The organism is Deltaproteobacteria bacterium (assembly GCA_016875395.1).
Taxonomy (GTDB): Bacteria; Myxococcota_A; UBA9160; order UBA9160; family UBA6930; genus VGRF01.
In genome coordinates, this window is sequence record VGRF01000038.1 from 14290 (window position 1) to 31822 (window position 17533).

The following is a 17533-nucleotide window of genomic DNA, read 5'->3' on the forward strand; positions in this document are numbered from 1 at the left end:
CTCCTCGCTCAGGCCTTCGAGAGCGAGTCGGTGAGCGCCATGTGCGCACCGACCGGGAACGCCTCGCCCTCGGGCATGACCTGCGACATTCCGCCGTCGATGGCGTACGCCTGCGCCGTGATGAAGCGCGCGCGGTCGCTGGCGAGGAAGCATACGAAGTCCGCGACTTCTTCGGGCTGCCCGACGCGGCGCAGCGGGTGCATGTTCGCGAGCACGCCTTCGGTGGCCGTGGTGTTCGCATGGTTCGCGCCGAGGATCGGCGTGTCGATCACGCCGGGGCAGATCGCGTTCACGCGCACTCGCGAGGGCGCGAGCTCCGCCGCGCACGCCTTCACGAGGCCGGTCACACCGTGCTTGCTGGCGTAATAAGAAGCCATGCCGATGCCGCCGCGCAGGCCGGCGACCGAAGCCGTCGCCACGATCGCGCCGCCGCCACTCGCCACGATCGCGGGCGCCACGGCGCGCATGCCGAGATAGACGCCCGTGAGGTTCACGGCGACGACGCGATGCCACGCCGCCAGATCGCCGTCGACGATCGTCGACTGGAGCGCGATGCCCGCGTTCAGGAACGCCGTGTCGACTCGAGCGAAGCGCCGCTGCGCCTCCGCCACCATGCGCGCGTTGTCCGCCTCGCTCGTGACGTCGACGCGCAGCGCGAACGCGTCGCCGCCCGCGCTTGCGATTTCCTTCGCGACGCTCTCGGCGGCCTCGCCATTGAGATCGGCGACGCACACGCGAGCGCCTTCGCGCGCGAACACCCGCGCGGTCGCGCGCCCGATGCCCGACGCTCCGCCGGTCACGATCGCCGTCTTGCCTTCGAGCAACATGGATCCTCCTCGCGCGCCGTGCGCGCCGCATGCGCGCACGCTGGCTCAGCGGACTCGAGCGCGCCCGCGCCGGCGGGGACCAGCCTCCGGCGCGGGCGCGGGCGAGCTGATCTCCTCGGGGTGCACGAACGCCGCGCACCGAGAGTCCAGCGCACTCAGAGGCCGCTGTTCGATCTCCGCTCGCCTTCGGCTCACGGCGCGCTTCGCTCGCTAAGCGGCGAAGCCAGAGGCTTCGCCGACCCGGCCGTTCCGTAACAACTTCCCGGGCGTCGCACCGGTACACTTGCCTTCCTCGAAGGTGACTTCGCCGTTCACGAGGATGAAGCGGTAACCCTCGGCGCGCTGGATGCGGCGCCACTCGTTCGCCGGGAAGTCGTGCGCGACCTCGAAGTCCCACTCGGGCACACGACGCAGGCGCGCGAGGTCGTAGACCACGATGTCTGCGGGCGCGCCTTCGCGCAGGAAGCCGCGATCGAGGAAGCCCGCCGCCTGCGCGGGCAAGTAGCTGAGGTGCCAGTGCGCTTCTTCGAGCGACATCTTGCCCGTATCGCGCACGAGCCAGGCGAGCATGTCCGTGGGGTACGAGCCGCCCGTGAAGAACTTCGTGTGCGCGCCGCCGTCGGAGACGCCGGGGATCACGTAGGGGTCGCTCATCAGCCGCGCCATCTCGTCGGCGTTCGTGAACGTTGGCCCCGCAGTGCCGGTCCGAAACTCCGGCTTGAGATCGCCCGCCACCGCGATGTCGAGCAGCGCGTCGATCGGGTGCTTGCGCTCCTCGCTCGCGATCTCGCCGATCGTGCGGCCGAGATACTTCGCGAGCGCCGCGTTCCCGCCGTCGCTCGCCACCGTGATCTCCGCGATGGGGCCTCCGGCGCCGAGCGTGATCAGCTGCGCATCTTGGTCTTTCATCTGCCGGCGGATCTCGGGATCCGCGAGCTTGCGCAGCTTCTCTGCGTGCGTGCCCTGCGTCGCATGATTCCACGCCGGCGCCGAGTCGTAGAGATTCCAGTGCTCGAGCGAGTACTGGAACCACGTCCGCACGTTCGCGCCCTGCGCCACGATGCGGAGACCGCGCGCGTTGCAGTCGTGAATCCACTGCAGAGTCTGCTTGTGCGCATCGGGGTACTGATCGACGACGGTCACGACGTTGTGCAGTACGGGGCGGCCCGCGATCTCGGCGAGCCGCTCGACGGCGCGCATGTCGCGCGCGATGGCTTCGGGCGTCGCGTCGACGGGGTTGCCCGCCTGCGCCTGCGTGATCTGGATGAAGCCCTCGTCGCGCTTCCGTAACACCTCGCCGAGCGCGAACAGATCCTCGTCGGCCATGCAGTCCGTGGGCATCGGCGTGCCGTCGTAGTCGGCCTGCAGCGACCGCTCGCCGAGGCGCTGCACCGAGAAGCCGCAGGCACCCGCGTCCATCGCCTGATCGAGCAGGCGCTGCATCTCGCGCCGCTCCGCGGGCGTCGCCGCGCGCGTCTTCGAGGCTTCGACGCCCATCACGTAGACCATCAGCGGTGACACTGGGACGTAGCTCACGATGTTCACGCCCTTCGGCAGCCGCTCGAGGTTGTCGAGCCATTCGGGGAACGACTCCCACGCCCACGGCATGCCCGCCTTCATCGACTCGTACGGGATCTGCTCCGTGCGCGTCATCATCAGCAGCGCGCGCTCGCGGTCGGCTGGCCTAACAGGCGCGAAGCCGAAGCCGCAGTTGCCGAGCACGAGCGACGTCACGCCGTGCCAGCCCGAGATCGTGCAGTACGGGTCCCAGTGGATCTGCGCGTCGTAGTGGCAGTGCAGGTCGACGAAGCCGGGCGCGACGATCTGCCCGCTCGCGTCGAGCTCGCGCGCGCCGGCGCCCGCTGCGATGCGCCCGATCTTCGCGACGCGCCCGTGCTTGATGCCGACGTCCGCGCGCACGCGCGGCAGCCGCGTGCCGTCCACCACCGTTCCGCCGCGAATCACGGTGTCGAACTGGGGCATGCGCTGGACCTCCTCGATTTCAGAACGCGCACACATCATGAACGATTTCTGCGCGAACTTGTGAAATAATCTCGCGCTGAGGAGACTTCGCATGGCCGCCGAACCGCGCTCGACCGCCCTCGACTTCGATCCCGCTGCGCTGCGCGAGAAGTACCAGCGCGAGCGCGACAAGCGCCTGCGCCCGGACGGCGACGACCAGTACCTCGAGGTCTCGGGCAAGTTCGCCCACTTCACCGAAGACCCGTACGTCGACTCGAAGCTCGCGCGCGCGCCCCTCACGGACGAAGTCGAAGTGCTGATCATCGGCGGCGGCTTCAGCGGCATGCTCGCCGCGGCACGGCTGAAGGAGGCGGGCATCGCGGGCATTCGCATCGTCGAAGCGGGGGGCGACTTCGGCGGCACCTGGTACTGGAACCGCTACCCCGGCGCGCAGTGCGACATCGAGTCGTACTGCTACCTGCCCCTGCTCGAAGAGACCGGGTACATGCCGAAGGAGAAGTACTCCTTCTCGCCCGAGATCTACGAGCACTCGCAGCGCATCGCGAAGCACTTCGGCCTGTACGAGCTCGCCTGCTTCCGCACGCACGTGCAGAGCATTCGCTGGGACGACGCGAGCGCGCGCTGGACGGTCGTCACGGACCGCGGCGACCGCATGCGCGCGCACTACGTGATCGTCGCGACCGGCCCCGCGAGCCGCCCCAAGCTGCCGGGCATCCCCGGCATCCAGGAGTTCGAGGGCCACACCTTCCACACCTCGCGCTGGGATTACGCCTACACCGGCGGGAGCCACGGCGGGAACCTGCACAAGCTCGCCGACAAGCGCGTCGCGATCATCGGCACCGGCGCCACGGCGATTCAGTGCGTGCCGTTCCTCGGTGCGCACGCGAAGCGGCTCTACGTCTTCCAGCGCACGCCGTCGTCCGTCGACTTCCGCGGCAACAAGCCCACCGACCCCGCGTGGGCGAAGAGCCTTAAGCCCGGCTGGCAGCGCGCGCGGCGCGAGAACTTCAACGACGTCGTCACGGGCCGGCCGTTCGAGGTCGACCTCGTGGCCGACGCGTGGACCGACATCTTCCGCAACCTCGCGTCGAACTCGCCCGTCTCGGCAGAGAAAGAGAACGCACTCGAGCTGGCGGCGGAGCTCGCCGAGATCGCCGACTTCCAGAAGATGAATCAGATCCGCGCGCGTGTGGACGCCGAGGTGCGCGACAAGTCCGCCGCCGAGGCGTTGAAGCCCTGGTACCGCCAGTTCTGCAAGCGCCCGACCTTCAACGACGAGTACCTCGCCACGTTCAACCGCCCCAACGTGACGCTCGTCGACGTGAGCGACACGCGCGGCGTCGAGCGCATCACGAAGAAGGGCCTCGTCGCGAACGGAGTCGAGTACGAAGTCGACTGCATCATCTTCTCCACCGGCTTCGAGATCGGCACCGCGCCGCGCCGCCGCATCGGCTTCGAGATCTACGGCAGCGGCGGGCAGTCGCTCTACGACTACTGGAAGGACGGCCTGCGCACGCTTCACGGCTTCTCCGTGCACGGCTTCCCGAACTGGTTCTTCATCGGCATCTCTCAGAACGGCGTGTCCGTGAACATGACCTCGATGTTCGATGACCAGGCCAAGCACGTGGCCTACGTCATCCGCGAGGCACAGAAGCGCGGCGCGCGGAGCGTGCAGCCCAGCGCCGAGGGTGAAGCCGACTGGGTGCGCACGATCCGCTCGCTCGCCGTGATGAACAACGCGTTCGCGGAGTCGTGCACGCCCGGTTACTACAACAGCGAGGGAAAGTTCGCGGAAACGCCGGGCACGTTCACCGCGGAGTCGTATGCCCCGGGCGCGAACGCCTTCAATGCGCTGCTCGCGGCGTGGCGGGCGGAGGGAAAGCTGGCTGGCCTCGAGCTGAGGTAGCGGAACGACCTAACAACTCAACTCAGCTGGCCGATTCCGACTCCGATTCCGACTCCAACTCCGAAAGCGAAATCAGGGCGCCTCGATGGCGCCCTGATTTCGTTCTCCTCCCTGTTCGATGAAGCGCGCGCCCCGCACAGCAAGAGCAGCCGGTGCGGGCCGCAGCGGGGGTCGCGGAGCGAGTGCCCAGGCGCGAGGCGCGCTCACGCTCGGCTGCCGCGCCGAACAGCACGCTCAGCGCACGGCTTCGCCTGACGCGCCCGCGCGGCCGAGCGCAGCCGAGCCCCCGCGGAGGCCCGCGCCGGCTGCGCCAACCCGAACGAGCGGGCCACGCATCAAGCACCAGCGCGCGAGTCTTCGACGCGCGCCTAACCCCTACCCGCGCTTGAAGTCCACGATCCCGCCGCCATCGAGGATCAACGTCTGCCCCGTCACCCAGCTCGACGCGTCGCTCGCGAGATACGTCGCCGCGGCCGCGACGTCCTCGGGCTCCCCTAATCGCTTCATCGGATACGACTGCGCCACCTGCTCCCCGCGCCCCTTGTCCCAGAGCACGCGCGCGAAGTCGGTCTTGATCAGCCCCGGCGCGAGCGCGTTGACGCGCACCTTCGGCGCGAGCTCGGCGGCGAGCTGCTCGGTGAGATAAACGAGCGCCGCCTTCGTCACGCCGTAGACGCCGAGGGCGCCGCTGGTGTGGAAGGCGCCGACGGAGACGATGTTGATCACGCTGCAGCCGCCGGCGCTCTGCTTCATCGACTTGTTCCACACGGCCTGCGTCCACGCGAACGGCGCGGTGAGGTTGGTCGCGAGCGTCTTCTCCCAGCGCGGAATGTCGGCGTCGATGGTTGGCCCGGCGTACGGGTTCGTCGCGGCGTTGTTCACGAGCACGTCGACCTTGCCGAACGCCTGCATCGCGGCATCGATCTGCGCGTCGCGCGAGGCGGCGTCGCCGACGTGGCCGGCGACCCAGCGCGCGTCGTGACCGATCTCCTTGCATGCGGCTTCGAGCGCCTCGGCTTTGCGCCCCGTGATCATCACGCGCGCGCCCGACGCCGCGAACGCCTTCGCGATGCCGAGGCCGATGCCACGCGAGCCGCCCGTGATCAGTGCCGCCTTCCCGTCGAGTCTCAGGTCCACGTTCTCCACCTCTCTCATCGGGCCGTTCAGCGAAGGGGCGGAATCGCCCCGATCATTTTGGCCCGGCCGAAATGTTCGCTCGCTCTGGCCGGCAGGCGCGTCAGCGCAATCGCACGGGCATCGACTCGAGCCCGACGATGAAGTTGCTCGGCCGCACGTGCAGCTCGCCCTCGTCGAGCGCGATGTTCGGGAAGCGCCGCAACAGCTCTTCGAGGAGGACGCGCAGCTCGAGGCGCGCGAGGCTCGCACCGAGGCAGTGGTGCGTGCCGAAGCCGCCAAACGCGACGTGGCGATTGGGGTAGCGCGTCACGTCGAGCTCGTCTGCGCGCTCGAAGGCAGCGGCGTCGCGGTTCGCGGAGGGGTAGAGCAGCAGCAGGCGATCGCCCGCTCGGATCTTCTGGCCGCGCAGCTCGGTGTCGCGCGTGGCGGTTCGGTTCATGTTCTGGATGGGGCTCACCCAGCGCAGCATCTCCTCCACCGCACTCGGGATCAGCGCGGCGTTCTCGGCGAGCAGCTTCTGCTGCGCGGGACGCCGTAACAACTCGAACAGCCCGCCCGTCATCACGTGGCGCGTCGTCTCGTCGCCGCCGATCAGGATCAGCAGGCTCTCCTGGAGGATCTCCTCGTCCGTGAGGCGATCTCCCTCGACCTCGGCGTGCGCGAGGATGCTCATCAGGTCGTCGCGCGGGCGCACGCGGCGCTCGGCGAGCGACGCGGCGGCGTAGGCGAAGTAGCCGTTCACGACTTCGCGCTGGCGCAGCCGGCGCTGCTCGTCGTCGGCGATCTTCTGCGACTCTCCGCCGCCGAGCATCTCGTCGCTCCACACCAACAGCTGCTCGCGATCCTCGGGCGCCACCCCGAGCATGTCGCCGATCACGACCATCGGGATCCAGCGCGCGACGTCGAGCACGAAGTCGCAGCGGCCCGCGGGCTCGACCTTGTCGAGCAGCTCGTTCGTGAGCGCGCGCAGCATCGGCTCGTGCGCCTCGACGCGCTTCGGCGTGAAGCCGCGGTTCACGAGGTTGCGGCGGCGTTTGTGGAGCGGGTCGTCGAGGTTGATCATCGACGGGATCCACGAGTCGCGCTCCGGCCGCGAGCTCTTGCCCGAGCAGAACGTCTCGTGATCGCGCGAGACGGCCATCACGTCGTCGTAACAAGCCACGCCCCAGAGCCCGCCGTCGGCGGTCGCGTCCCAGTACACCGGCGCGTTCTCGCGCAGCCAGCGGAAGTGCGGATGCGGATCGAGGTAGAAGAAGCGGTCGTGTAGGCGAACGTTCGGGTTCGTGGGGTGATTGGGCATGAGCCGCTCCCGCGAGAGCGGCGCAGGTTATCCCGCTGCGTCAGCGCGCTGCGAGCGTGCCCGTGAACGAGCCACCGAGCTCTGCGATGCGCTCGCGCGCTGCCTCTGCGTTCTCGAGCGGCTGCACGCGCAGCTCGTGGAGATGCGAGCGCAGCTCGATTCCTTCGTGCCGTTCAACGGCCTCGATCGCGTCGCGCAGGTCGTCGCCTTCGAACCGAATCGTCTCGACCTCGGCGCGCCTGCCGCCGGGCAGGTAGATGGCGCCGGTCGCGAAGTCGACGGCGAACGCAGCGAGGCCAGGAATCACGAACAGCAGCACGCCGATGCCGTCCATGATCGCGACGGCCGGGTCGATACGGCCGCCGCGCTGACCGCGACGCTCGGGGTAGAGGATCGTGCCGCACGCAAGCTGTGTGCCGAGCGCGAGCAGCAGCACCGCTGCCGTGATGCGAGTGGTTTGCCGCATGTCGAGTCTCCCTTCGCGCCGCGTGGCGCCAGACTCGGCGCTCATCGGCGAAGCGGAGGGGCGACTTAGCGGCGAACCTCGACCCGGGGCGTGCGCGCCGTCACGCTTTCGCTGCACTGCGCTGATCGGGCAGCACGTAGTGCTCCGACGCGAGGTGCGCGCGAATCACCTTCTTGTCGATCTTGCCCGTGCTCGTGAGCGGAATCGCGTCGCGGAACAGCACCTCGTCGGGCAGCTGCCACTTCGCGAAGCGGCCCTCGCAGTGCGCGAGCACTTGCTGCTGCGTCACCGCGCTGCCGGGCGCGCGCACCACGATCGCGACGGGGCGCTCGTCCCACTTCGGATGCGGCACGGCCACGACCGCGGCCTGCGCGACGCCCGCGAGCGCGCAGATGTGGTTCTCGAGATCGACCGAGCTGATCCACTCGCCGCCGGACTTGATCAAGTCCTTCGTGCGGTCCGTAATGATCAGGTATTCCTCGGGATCGATCATCGCGACGTCGCCGGTCCGGAGCCATCCGTCGTGGAACTTCGCCGGCTGCGGGTTGTTGTAGTACTCGGCGCAGATCCACGGCCCGCGCACGATCACCTCTCCGATCGACTTGCCGTCGTGCGGGAGATGCCGGCCGTTCTCGTCGATGATCGAGAGATCGATCCCCGGCACGACCTGCCCGGCCTTCGCCTGATTCGACATCTGCTCCTCGGGGAGCGACTTGCGCTGCGCGCGCTTCGCGATGCGGCGCGAGAGCGTCACGAGCGGGTTCGTCTCGGTCATGCCCCAGCCCTGAATCATCTCCACGCCGTACTTCTTGGCGTACCACTCGATCAGCGAGATCGGCGGCGCGGAGCCGCCGCAGGTCATGCGCGAGAGCGAGCCGAGGTCGTAGCCGGGGTTCTGCTCGAGGAAGCCCTTTACCACTTGCCAGATCGTGGGCACGCCGAGCGAGATCGTGACTTCCTCGCCACTCATCAACTCGACGAGGCTCTTCGCGTCCATGAAGCGATGCGGCATCACGCTCTTCGCGCCCAGCGTCATCACGCTGAACGGCGCGCCCCACCCCATCGCGTGGAACATCGGCACGATCTGCAGCAGGCAGTCCTGCGCCGAGAGCCCCATCGAGTCGGTCATCAGCTGCGCCATCGTGTGCAGGTACGTCGAGCGGTGCGTGTAGAGCACGCCCTTCGGATCGCCCGTCGTGCCACTCGTGTAACAGAGCGCGGCGCCCGCGTTCTCGTCGAACTCGGGCCACTCGATCTGATTCGAGTGCCCGCGAATGAACTCCTCGTAGTCGACCGCGCCGGGGAGTGACGTCTTCCACGCACCTGCTCCGGGCTCGCTCGCGACGATCACGCGCCTGACAGAGGGCATCTTGCCCGCGAGCGACTCGAGCAGTCCGAGGTGGCTCTGGTCGACGACGATCACCACGTCCTCGGCGTGGTTGACGATGTAGTTCAGCTCGCCCGCCGCGAGGCGCAGGTTCAGCGTGTGCAGCACGCAGCCCATACTCGGCACCGCCTGATACATCTCCACGTGGCGGTGGTTGTTCCACAACAAGCTGCCGACGCGATCGCCGAACCTCACGCCGTCGGCGGCCAGCGCGTTCGCCAGCTGCGCCGCGCGCGCGCGCGTCTGCGCGAGCGTCTGCCGGTGCAGGCCGTCGGGCAGCTTCGTCACGACCTGCTCGTTCGGCGCAATGCGCGCGCCGCGATCCATCAGACGCGAAAGCAGAAGCGGAGTGCGTTGCATCGTCATGGGCGGAGTCTCCAGTTCATTCGGGGATCGCAAGACGCGCACCTGGGACGTACGTGCACCAAAGCGCGCACAGGGGACGTACGTGCACTTCTACCGGAAGCGCGCGGGCCGTTTCTCGATGAACGCCGCCACCGCTTCCTTGTGCTCGGGCGTCGTCCAGCACTGGCGCAGCAGCTCGCTCTCGCGCTGCTGCACGCGCGCGAGGTCGCCGTCGGCGGCGTTCTGCGCGAGCAGGCGCTTCGTCATCGCGAGCTGCGGCGTCGGGTTCGCGGCGATCATCTCCGCGAGCTCGAGCGACTTCGCGAGCAGCGCGTCGTGCGGCACCACGCGCTCGACGAGCCCGATCGCGGCGGCTTCGTCCGCGTTCACGAGGCGGCCCGAGAGGCACAGCTCGCTCGCGCGACCGAGGCCGATGCGCTGCGCGAGCAGGTGCGTGCTCGCGAGCTCGGGCACGAGGCCGACCTTGATGAAGCCCATGCCGAAGCGCGCCTTGTCGGAGGCGAAGATCACGTCGAAGGGCAGGATCTGCGTGAGGCCGATGCCGACGCAGGCGCCGTTCACGGCGGCAACGAGGGGCTTCGAGGCGCGGCAATGCGCGACCCAGTCGAGCCCGCGCGGCATGCCGCCCTGCCCGCCCTGCGTGTCGGCGCCGGGGTCGCTGCCGGAGATGCGCTTCTGGAACGTGTCCTCCATGTCCGCGCCGGCGCAGAAGCCCCGGCCCGCGCCGGTCATCACGATCGCGCCGATCTGCGAGTCGGCGTTCGCGGCGTCGAAGGCGTCCGCCAGCTCGCCCGCCATCGCCGGCGTCCACGCGTTCATGCGCTCGGGGCGATTCAGCGTGACGAGCTGCACCGCCCCGCGGCGCTCGGAGGTGATGAGGGAGAATGGCATCGCGTGGGCTCCGTCTAGGAAGAGGGAAGACCTACGAGTATGAGCGAGGCCGCCGCGGGTCCGCGAGAGCTGCCTCGGGCTCGGCGGAACGAGAGGGGCAAGCCCGAGTGATCCGTCGGGCCCCGCCGGTCGGGGGCGGCCGCTCGGGGACGTTCCGCAAGTAAGTAAAGAAACTCGCGCTTTACTTTCTTGCGGAACGTCCCTGATTCGCGGGGCGCGGAGTCGACCTCTCGCGCGACGCAGCTCGACTCGCGCCCGGCTAGCGTGCGCCCCCTTTGGCGGAGGCACACAGAGATGGGACGCGTATCCGGCAAGGTCGCCCTCGTGACGGGCGGCGCTTCGGGGCTCGGCAGGGCGACCGCGCACGCGCTGGCGCGCGAGGGCGCAAAGGTGGTCGTCGCCGACGTGAACGACGCCGGCGCAAAACAGGTCGCGGGCGAGCTCGGCGGCAGCGCGCTCGCGCTGCGGCTCGACGTCGCGAGCGAGGTCGACTGGCAGCGCGCCATCGCCGAGACCGTGCGCGCGTTCGGCGGACTGCACGTGCTCGTGAACAACGCCGGCATCGTGGTGGTGCGCAGCATCGAGGACACCACGGTGGAGGAGCTGCGCCGCGTGCTCGCGGTCAACGTCGAGGGCGTGTTCCTCGGCTGCAAGCACGCGATCCCGGCGATGAACGCCGCAGGCGGCGGCTCGATCGTGAATCTCTCGTCGACCGCGGGGCTCGTGGGCACGCCGCCGTTCGCCGCGTACAGCGCGAGCAAGGGCGCGGTGCGCTTGCTGACCAAGACCGTGGCCGCGCACTGCCTCGCGCTCGCCTACCCGATCCGCTGCAACTCGATCCACCCCGGCGGCATGGACACGCCGATGGTGCAGAACCTGCCCGGCGCGATCGCCGGCGCCGGGCCGAGCACCGTCGCGGTGCTGGGCAAGATGCAAGGCGGTCCCGGCGGCCAACCCGAGGACATCGCGAACCTCGCGCTCTTCCTCGCGAGCGACGAGGCGAAGCACATCAACGGCGCGGAGATCGCGGTGGATGCGGGGCTGACGGCGACCTGAGGGAGCGCGGCGGCGTCTCCGACCGATGCCGCCGCCCTGCAAGCTTGCGGCTCCCCATTCGTAGGAATGGGCATGCCTGAGCGACGGGGAGCCGCCATGAGACCCTTGAAGTGGAGCCTCGCCTTACTGGTCGGTTACGTCGGCATCGTGATGCTGGCAGAGTCCGCGGTCGCGCTTCTCGGTTCACGCCATGCCGCCCGCGGCCTCGCTCCCGGCGAGGAGTGGCTCGTGCTCGAAACGCGCGACGCCGGGGGTGCGTCCCGGGCGACGGTCGTGGCGGGCGTCGTCATCGACGACCGGTTGTGCGTGGCAGCGAACCACTGGCCGCGCGCGTGGTACGCCCGCGCGCTCGCAAACCCCGACCTGGCCGTAATTCGCACCGGAAGCTCGTCGCCACATCGCGCCGTCGCCGTGGTGGGAGACGAGCGCGAACGCGTCGCGCTGGCGTACCGGCTGCCCTTCGCGGTTCGGCTGCTGACCGGCTTCCCGCCGCGCGCCTTCCTGCGCCTCGACCCGCGCTGAGCGCTGCCGCGCCGGCGCGCGGGGCGGCGGCTCTCGTCACCGCACGCGACGCAGTCCTCGCGATAACGTCGGGCGCTCTTTTACGCGAGGACCCCGATGCCTTCCTTCTCCGCCAAGCGCGCCGCCGAGCGCCCGACCGAGATCGCGCTGCGCGACGGCCGCAGCGCGTTCACTTGGGCCGAGACCGACGACAAGCTGAACCGCGTCGCAAACGCGCTGCACGCCGCAGACCTCGGGCCGAAGCGGCGCATCGCGGTGTTCTCCGAGAACGGCGTCGAGGTCGTGCTCGCGCACATCGGCGGCCTCGTCGCGGGCTGCTCCACCGTGCCCGTGAACTTCCACCTCACCGCGGACGAGGCGGCCTACATCCTCGAGGACTCGCAGGCGAAGGTGCTGTTCGTCGGGCCCGAGAACGCGCGCGCGGGAGTCGAGGCTGCCCGCAAAGCGGGCGTCGCGCGCGTCGTCGGCTGGCGTTGCGAAGGCATCGACGGCGTCGAGCCCTTCGACAAGTTCCTCGCCGCGTCGTCGCCCGCAGCGTGCCGCGAGGACCACGCGCCGCGCCCGAACATGCTCTACACGTCGGGCACGACGGGGCGACCGAAGGGCACCGAGCTGCCGCCCACGATGTTCGCGGCGGGCGCGACGATCGCGGAGCACATCGAGAAGCTCGCGCTGTCGCCGTTCGCGGCGATCGGCGGTCCGCACCTGATCGTGGGCCCGCTCTATCACACCGGCCCGCTCTCGGGCTCGCGCTCGATCGCGGGCGGCACCGCGCTCGTGATCCTCGGCCGCTTCGACGCCGAGGCCGTGCTGCGCTCCATCCACGAGTACAAGTGCGTCTCGAGCGTGATGGTGCCGACGCACTTCGTGCGCCTGCTGCAGCTGCCCGAGGCGGTGAAGGCGAAGTACGACCTAACAAGCTTCAAGCTCGCGACGCACACCGGCGCGAAGTGCCCGGTCGACGTGAAGCGCAAGATGATCGAGTGGTGGGGTCCGATCTTCGTCGACGCCTACGGCGCGACCGAAGTCGGCACGACCTGCACGATCACCAGCCAAGACTGGTTGCGCTTCCCCGGCTCGGTCGGCAAGACCGTTCCGCCATTCAGCCCGCTGATCGTGGACGAGGACGGCAAGGAGCTGCCGCCGAACACCGAGGGCCGGCTCTACTTCGTCGACGCGACGGGCCGCGGCATCGTCTATCCGAACGACCCTGAGAAGTCGAAGTCCGCGCACCTGCGGCCCGGCGTCTTCACGCTCGGCGAAGTCGGCTACGTGAACGAGGAAGGCTTCGTCTTCATCACCGACCGCTTCTCCGACATGGTCGTCTCCGGCGGCGCGAACCTCTACCCCGCCGAAGCGGAGCAAGTCCTCATCAACCACCCCGACGTCGTCGACGTCGCGTGCATCGGCATCCCCCACGCAGAGATGGGCGAGGAGATGATCGGCCTCGCGATCAAGCAGCCCGGCAGCACCGTGACGAGCCAGGAGTTGGTCGCGTGGTGCCGCGAGCGCCTCTCGCACTACAAGTGCCCGAAGCGCATCGAGTTCGTGCCGGACCTCGGTCGCACGGCGGCGGGCAAGATCAACAAGAAGAAGCTGCGCGATCCGTACTGGAAGAATGCGAGTGCTTGAGGCGTAGGCGCTCAGGGTCTGCGCCAGACGAACGCGAAGCTGATCGGGACATCGCGTTGCGAGGCCCAGCTCGGCTTCTGCGCGATCCAGCGCTCGTCGACCACCTGCTCGCGCATCTCTGCGAGCGACCAGCCGGCTGCAAGCGCGCCTCGGACGTGGTCGGAGAACAAGTGCACGTGGGTCGCGATCGCGACCGGCGAGCCCGGCAGCTCCTCGAAGTGCGTGGGCATCCCCGTCTTCATCATGAAGAACGGATGGAAGCCGACAACGACATGCACGCCGTGGGCGCGCGTGAGACGCGCGGACTCGCGGTACAGGGAATCGAGCTCGTCCAGATGCTCGTCCACGAGGACGGTCGTAACGAGGTCGTAGGCAGCGCCGGGCAATCCCGTCGCACTCGCTTCGGCGACCCGCAGGCTCGCGAAAACCCCTCGGCGCTCCGCGTGCTCGAGCATCGCGGGCGTGAGGTCGACCCCGTCGACCGACTTCACTCCTCGCCGTACCAGCCACTCCCCAGTCCGGCCCGTGCCGCAGCCGAGATCGGCAGCGCGCTTCATCTCCGACCAGCGGACCGAAGTCAGCTGATCGAGCAGCCACGTGTCCATGTCCGGCTTGATGGTGGCCTCGTAGGTCGGCGCCCACCGCTCGTATCCGTCGCGCGGCGAAACGGTCGGGTAACCGCGCGTGTCGAACGACGCGAACTTGGGCATGCTGCCGAATCTAGTCGACGCGCCCGTCGCCACGACTCACGAGGAGTCCCCCATGTCCGAGTTGTTCGTCGAGAGGAAAGACCACGTCGCGACGCTCACGCTGAACCGGCCCGATCGCATGAACGCGATCAGCACGAAGATGCTGTCGCTGCTCGGCGACGCGCTGAAGGAGTGCGACGACGACATCGACACGCGCGTGATCGTGCTGACCGGCGCGGGACGCGGCTTCTGCAGCGGCCTCGATCTCAAGGACGCCGCCGCAGGCACGGGCATCGGCGGCAGCGGCACGCTCTCGGCGGGCGGCGGCGCGGCGCACATCAGCTCGCGCGAGATCCCCACCGTCACGCTGCACCGCATCGACACGCCGGTGATCTGCGCGATCAACGGCCCCGCCGCCGGCTACGGCCTCGACCTCGCGCTCGGCTGCGACATGCGCCTGATCGCCGACACCGCGAAGCTGATGCCGGGCTTCGCGAAGCGCGGCGTCGTGCCGGAGAGCGGCGGCACGTGGTACTTGCCGCGCCTGGTCGGCTGGGCGAAGGCGTGCGAGCTCTCGTTCCTCGGCGACGACCTCTCACCCGAGCGCTCGCTCGAGCTCGGCCTCGTCAACGCGATCGTGCCCGCCGCGGACCTGACAGCTCGCGCGCAGGAGTGGGCGCAGAAGATCGCGAACAACGCACCACTCGCGATCAAGTCGATGAAGCGCCTGTTCCGCCACGGCCTCAGCCAGGATTTCGAGTCGCACACGCATCACGTGCTGCTGCAGACGATCCTGCTGTTCCGCTCGAAGGACTTCGCGGAGGGCATCTCGTCGTTCATGCAGAAGCGCGCGCCGAAGTTCGAGGGGCGTTGATGGAGATCCTGTTCGTCTCGGGCGTCTCGCCGATCGCGCGCGACCCCGCCGCGGGGCAGCGTTTCTACCGCGACACGCTCGGGCTCCCGCTGCTCACGAACGCGCAGAACTCCGACTACGTCGCGATGGACGGCTTCGGCGGCGTGAAGCACTTCGGCGTGTGGGCGCTCGCCGACGCGGCGCAGTCGTGCTTCGGCGTGCGCGAGTGGCCCGTCACCGTGCCGATCCCGCAGGCAACGATCGAGCTCGAAGTGCGCAGCCCCGAGGCCGTCGGGGACGCCGCGCGCGAGCTCGAAGCGCGCGGCTACGCGCTGATCCACGGCCAGCGCATCGAGCCGTGGGGCCAGGTGCTCGCGCGCCTGCTCGGTCCCGAAGGCCTGCTGATCGGCCTCAGCTTCACGCCGTGGATGCACCCGCCCGCGTGAATCGCGAGCAGGGCGCGCAGGAGTCGTGGTGATGAACTGGGAAACCCTCGCGAACATCGGCCAGTTCGTCAGCGCGATCGCGGTGCTCATCTCGCTCGCCTACCTCGCGGTGCAGATTCGACAGAACACGCAGACCGTGCGCGCCAACGCGTATCACGGCGCCGCGACGGAGTGGCTCTCGTTCACTGCGCAGCTCTCCGCCGACGCCGAGCTTGCCGAGCTCTATCACGCGGGCCGCTTCGCCCCGAGCACGCTCACGCCGCCGCAGTCGCGCCGCTTCGATCTCGTGCTCGACACGAACCTCGGACTCACGGAGAACGTGTTCCTCCAGTATCGGCTCGGGTTCCTGCCGCAAGCGAACCAGGACCGATTCGCGGCGATCCTGCGGGCGCAGTTCCAGACCGAGGGTGTGCGCGCGTACTGGCAACGGCGGCGCGCGTTCTACACCGCGGACTTCGTCGCTTACATCGAGCGCGAGCTGAAGCTCGTCGCTCCGCCCGCTCCCTAACAGCTCACCCGATCCCGCCGCCCGCCACTTCGAGGTGCGCGCCGGTCGTGAAGCTCGAGGCGTCGCTCGCGAAGTAGAGCGCGGCGCCCACGATCTCCTCCGCCTGCCCGCCGCGCTGCAGGAAGATGTTCTGCTTCGCGCGCGCCTCGAACGCGGGTATGTCCCAGGCCTTCGAGATGTCGGTGAGGAACGGGCCGGGGATGATGCAGTTCACCCGGACCTTGGGCCCGAAGTGGTGCGCGAAGCCGACGGTCATCGCGTTCACGGCCGCCTTCGAGCCGGCGTAGGGAATGATCCCGCCGGTCGGGTGCAGCGAGCCGGTGCTCGAGACGAAGATGATCGAGCCCGAGCCGCGCTCGAACATGTGCTTGCCGAGCACGCTCGTCAGGCGGAACGGGCCCTTCATGTTCACGCCGATCACCTTGTCCCAGAGCGCTTCGGTCACGTCCGCGACGTGCTTGTAGAGCGGCGACATGCCCGCGTTGTTCACGAGCACGTCGACGCGGCCGTAGTGCGCGAGCGCGGTCTCGGCGAGCTTCTCGTTCTGCGTCCAGTCGCTGACGTTGCACGCGACGGGGAGCGCGCGGCGGCCCGTGTCCTTGCGCACCTGCTCGGCGAGCTCCTCGCACGAATCGAGCTTGCGGCTCGCGATCACCACGTCGGCGCCCGCTCTCGCGAAGGCGAGGATCATCTCCTTGCCCATGCCGCGGCTGCCGCCGGTCACGAGCGCCACCTTGCCTGATAAGTCGAAGATCTGATTCGCGTCGCGCATGGAGCCTCCCGGTGAGCGCGGCACGGTACCCCGGACGACCCGCTGCGCGAACCGCGCTTGCCTCCCGCACGAACGCCCGCGTAGGCTGCGCGAATGCGAGGAGGGGAGATGGCGGCGCGATCGTGGAGGCAGTCATTAGGCGCCGCAGCGCTTCTGGCGCTGCTCGGGTGTGCGCGAGCGGAGGTCGCCGTGAGCGTGAAGAGCGGGCCGCCCGAGGGCTACGCGCAGCGCGCGATCGAGATGCTGCTGCCGGGGCTGCAGTTCGGCCCCGATGCTGCTTCGCACACGATTCGCGAGCTGCGCAAGGTCGACGTCGCGGGCTCGCATTTCTCACCCGGCGCGAATCGCTGGGTGGTCCACTACTGCGCCGAGTTCGTTAGCTACGCGAGCGAGGAGCTGCAGCGCCGCTGCGACATGAACGTGCAGCTCTACGAGCTCGACTCGAAGAAGTGGGTGGGCTTCGCGTCGGGCGCCGGCACGCTGTATCGCTGGCAGTTGCTGGAGGAGGCGACGCCGAACGACCCGGCCCCCGAGGCTTCCGCTCCGAATGCAACCGAGTAGCGGCCAGGCGCGCCCGCGGCGCGGAATGCCCGAGTGCGTCGCGAACCGCCACACTCGACGACGCCATGCGCGCGCGTTCCGCTGAGAGCGCGCCCCTTCGCTAAGAGCCTATCCGAAAACCGCCCAGGGTGTTAATGATTGACAAGCCGTGACCCTCCGACTGGCGACCGGGGGTGAAGTGTCTGCACGAGGGAAGGCTCACCGGGGCTGGCGGATTCCCGACGAGCTGTG

The 17533-nt window shown here is 69.1% G+C and carries 17 protein-coding genes; 8 read left to right on the top strand and 9 right to left on the bottom strand.

Annotated elements, in window-relative coordinates:
- Positions 1–8: 8 nt before the first annotated feature.
- Entirely contained in the window at positions 9–827 is an 819-nt protein-coding gene (locus tag FJ091_20170) for an SDR family oxidoreductase (protein ID MBM4385670.1), read from the bottom strand.
- Positions 828–1037: 210 nt separating this feature from the next.
- Entirely contained in the window at positions 1038–2810 is a 1773-nt protein-coding gene (locus tag FJ091_20175; GenBank protein ID MBM4385671.1) for an amidohydrolase family protein, read from the bottom strand.
- Positions 2811–2901: 91 nt separating this feature from the next.
- Here FJ091_20175 and FJ091_20180 point away from each other — a divergent pair, with 91 nt between their 5' ends.
- Positions 2902–4716: an NAD(P)/FAD-dependent oxidoreductase gene (locus FJ091_20180; protein ID MBM4385672.1), complete on the top strand. Its 1815-nt coding sequence runs from the start codon at positions 2902–2904 to the stop codon at positions 4714–4716.
- A gap of 375 nt (positions 4717–5091) precedes the next feature.
- Here FJ091_20180 and FJ091_20185 read toward each other — a convergent pair whose 3' ends face one another.
- The 5 genes from FJ091_20185 to FJ091_20205 all read right to left on the bottom strand — a co-directional run bounded on the left by FJ091_20185 (position 5092) and on the right by FJ091_20205 (position 10263).
- Positions 5092–5853: an SDR family oxidoreductase gene (locus tag FJ091_20185; GenBank protein MBM4385673.1), complete on the bottom strand. Its 762-nt coding sequence runs from the start codon at positions 5851–5853 to the stop codon at positions 5092–5094.
- A gap of 100 nt (positions 5854–5953) precedes the next feature.
- A complete protein-coding gene (locus FJ091_20190) occupies positions 5954–7153 on the bottom strand; it encodes a cytochrome P450 (protein MBM4385674.1) in 1200 nt (399 codons plus the stop codon).
- A gap of 40 nt (positions 7154–7193) precedes the next feature.
- Positions 7194–7619: a polyribonucleotide nucleotidyltransferase gene (locus FJ091_20195; GenBank protein ID MBM4385675.1), complete on the bottom strand. Its 426-nt coding sequence runs from the start codon at positions 7617–7619 to the stop codon at positions 7194–7196.
- A 100-nt stretch (positions 7620–7719) separates the two neighbouring features.
- The gene (locus FJ091_20200) at positions 7720–9372 is read right to left on the bottom strand and encodes a long-chain fatty acid--CoA ligase (protein MBM4385676.1); all 1653 of its coding nucleotides are present in this window, start codon (positions 9370–9372) and stop codon (positions 7720–7722) included.
- 90 nt (positions 9373–9462) lie between these two features.
- On the bottom strand, positions 9463–10263 hold the full coding sequence (locus tag FJ091_20205) for an enoyl-CoA hydratase/isomerase family protein (GenBank protein ID MBM4385677.1): 801 nt from the start codon (positions 10261–10263) through the stop codon (positions 9463–9465).
- 294 nt (positions 10264–10557) lie between these two features.
- Between FJ091_20205 and FJ091_20210 the strand changes: the two genes are divergently transcribed.
- The 3 genes from FJ091_20210 to FJ091_20220 all read left to right on the top strand — a co-directional run bounded on the left by FJ091_20210 (position 10558) and on the right by FJ091_20220 (position 13473).
- Positions 10558–11319 (top strand): glucose 1-dehydrogenase, encoded by a 762-nt coding sequence (locus tag FJ091_20210; GenBank protein MBM4385678.1) that lies wholly within the window; start codon positions 10558–10560, stop codon positions 11317–11319.
- 105 nt (positions 11320–11424) lie between these two features.
- Positions 11425–11841: a nitroreductase family deazaflavin-dependent oxidoreductase gene (locus tag FJ091_20215; protein ID MBM4385679.1), complete on the top strand. Its 417-nt coding sequence runs from the start codon at positions 11425–11427 to the stop codon at positions 11839–11841.
- A 96-nt stretch (positions 11842–11937) separates the two neighbouring features.
- The gene (locus FJ091_20220; GenBank protein ID MBM4385680.1) at positions 11938–13473 is read left to right on the top strand and encodes an AMP-binding protein; all 1536 of its coding nucleotides are present in this window, start codon (positions 11938–11940) and stop codon (positions 13471–13473) included.
- An 11-nt stretch (positions 13474–13484) separates the two neighbouring features.
- On the opposite strand, the gene FJ091_20225 is transcribed toward FJ091_20220, so the two are convergent.
- Entirely contained in the window at positions 13485–14183 is a 699-nt protein-coding gene (locus FJ091_20225) for a methyltransferase domain-containing protein (protein ID MBM4385681.1), read from the bottom strand.
- 52 nt (positions 14184–14235) lie between these two features.
- On the opposite strand from FJ091_20225, the gene FJ091_20230 reads away from it, so the two are divergent.
- Genes FJ091_20230 through FJ091_20240 form a run of 3 tightly spaced genes read left to right on the top strand, consistent with a single transcriptional unit; the run spans position 14236 to position 15969 of the window.
- The gene (locus tag FJ091_20230; GenBank protein MBM4385682.1) at positions 14236–15036 is read left to right on the top strand and encodes an enoyl-CoA hydratase/isomerase family protein; all 801 of its coding nucleotides are present in this window, start codon (positions 14236–14238) and stop codon (positions 15034–15036) included.
- Entirely contained in the window at positions 15036–15461 is a 426-nt protein-coding gene (locus FJ091_20235) for a glyoxalase (GenBank protein MBM4385683.1), read from the top strand. Before FJ091_20230 ends, FJ091_20235 begins: the two co-directional genes overlap by 1 nt.
- 31 nt (positions 15462–15492) lie before the next feature.
- On the top strand, positions 15493–15969 hold the full coding sequence (locus tag FJ091_20240; protein MBM4385684.1) for a hypothetical protein: 477 nt from the start codon (positions 15493–15495) through the stop codon (positions 15967–15969).
- 4 nt (positions 15970–15973) lie between these two features.
- Here the strand turns inward: FJ091_20240 and FJ091_20245 are convergent, their stop codons facing one another.
- Entirely contained in the window at positions 15974–16741 is a 768-nt protein-coding gene (locus FJ091_20245; GenBank protein ID MBM4385685.1) for an SDR family oxidoreductase, read from the bottom strand.
- Positions 16742–16849: 108 nt separating this feature from the next.
- Here FJ091_20245 and FJ091_20250 point away from each other — a divergent pair, with 108 nt between their 5' ends.
- Positions 16850–17302 (top strand): hypothetical protein, encoded by a 453-nt coding sequence (locus FJ091_20250; protein MBM4385686.1) that lies wholly within the window; start codon positions 16850–16852, stop codon positions 17300–17302.
- Positions 17303–17533 lie beyond the last annotated feature (231 nt).

What these genes read in the sequence shown, in the direction of transcription:
- FJ091_20250 (MBM4385686.1), top strand. Translation starts at nt 16,850, where the DNA reads ATGGCGGCGCGATCGTGGAGGCAGTCATTAGGCGCCGCAGCGCTTCTG.
- FJ091_20175 (MBM4385671.1), bottom strand. Translation starts at nt 2,810, where the DNA reads ATGCCCCAGTTCGACACCGTGATTCGCGGCGGAACGGTGGTGGACGGC.
- FJ091_20190 (MBM4385674.1), bottom strand. Translation starts at nt 7,153, where the DNA reads ATGCCCAATCACCCCACGAACCCGAACGTTCGCCTACACGACCGCTTC.
- FJ091_20225 (MBM4385681.1), bottom strand. Translation starts at nt 14,183, where the DNA reads ATGCCCAAGTTCGCGTCGTTCGACACGCGCGGTTACCCGACCGTTTCG.
- FJ091_20245 (MBM4385685.1), bottom strand. Translation starts at nt 16,741, where the DNA reads ATGCGCGACGCGAATCAGATCTTCGACTTATCAGGCAAGGTGGCGCTC.
- FJ091_20200 (MBM4385676.1), bottom strand. Translation starts at nt 9,372, where the DNA reads ATGACGATGCAACGCACTCCGCTTCTGCTTTCGCGTCTGATGGATCGC.
- FJ091_20240 (MBM4385684.1), top strand. Translation starts at nt 15,493, where the DNA reads ATGAACTGGGAAACCCTCGCGAACATCGGCCAGTTCGTCAGCGCGATC.
- FJ091_20180 (MBM4385672.1), top strand. Translation starts at nt 2,902, where the DNA reads ATGGCCGCCGAACCGCGCTCGACCGCCCTCGACTTCGATCCCGCTGCG.
- FJ091_20195 (MBM4385675.1), bottom strand. Translation starts at nt 7,619, where the DNA reads ATGCGGCAAACCACTCGCATCACGGCAGCGGTGCTGCTGCTCGCGCTC.
- FJ091_20230 (MBM4385682.1), top strand. Translation starts at nt 14,236, where the DNA reads ATGTCCGAGTTGTTCGTCGAGAGGAAAGACCACGTCGCGACGCTCACG.
- FJ091_20205 (MBM4385677.1), bottom strand. Translation starts at nt 10,263, where the DNA reads ATGCCATTCTCCCTCATCACCTCCGAGCGCCGCGGGGCGGTGCAGCTC.
- FJ091_20210 (MBM4385678.1), top strand. Translation starts at nt 10,558, where the DNA reads ATGGGACGCGTATCCGGCAAGGTCGCCCTCGTGACGGGCGGCGCTTCG.
- FJ091_20220 (MBM4385680.1), top strand. Translation starts at nt 11,938, where the DNA reads ATGCCTTCCTTCTCCGCCAAGCGCGCCGCCGAGCGCCCGACCGAGATC.
- FJ091_20170 (MBM4385670.1), bottom strand. Translation starts at nt 827, where the DNA reads ATGTTGCTCGAAGGCAAGACGGCGATCGTGACCGGCGGAGCGTCGGGC.
- FJ091_20235 (MBM4385683.1), top strand. Translation starts at nt 15,036, where the DNA reads ATGGAGATCCTGTTCGTCTCGGGCGTCTCGCCGATCGCGCGCGACCCC.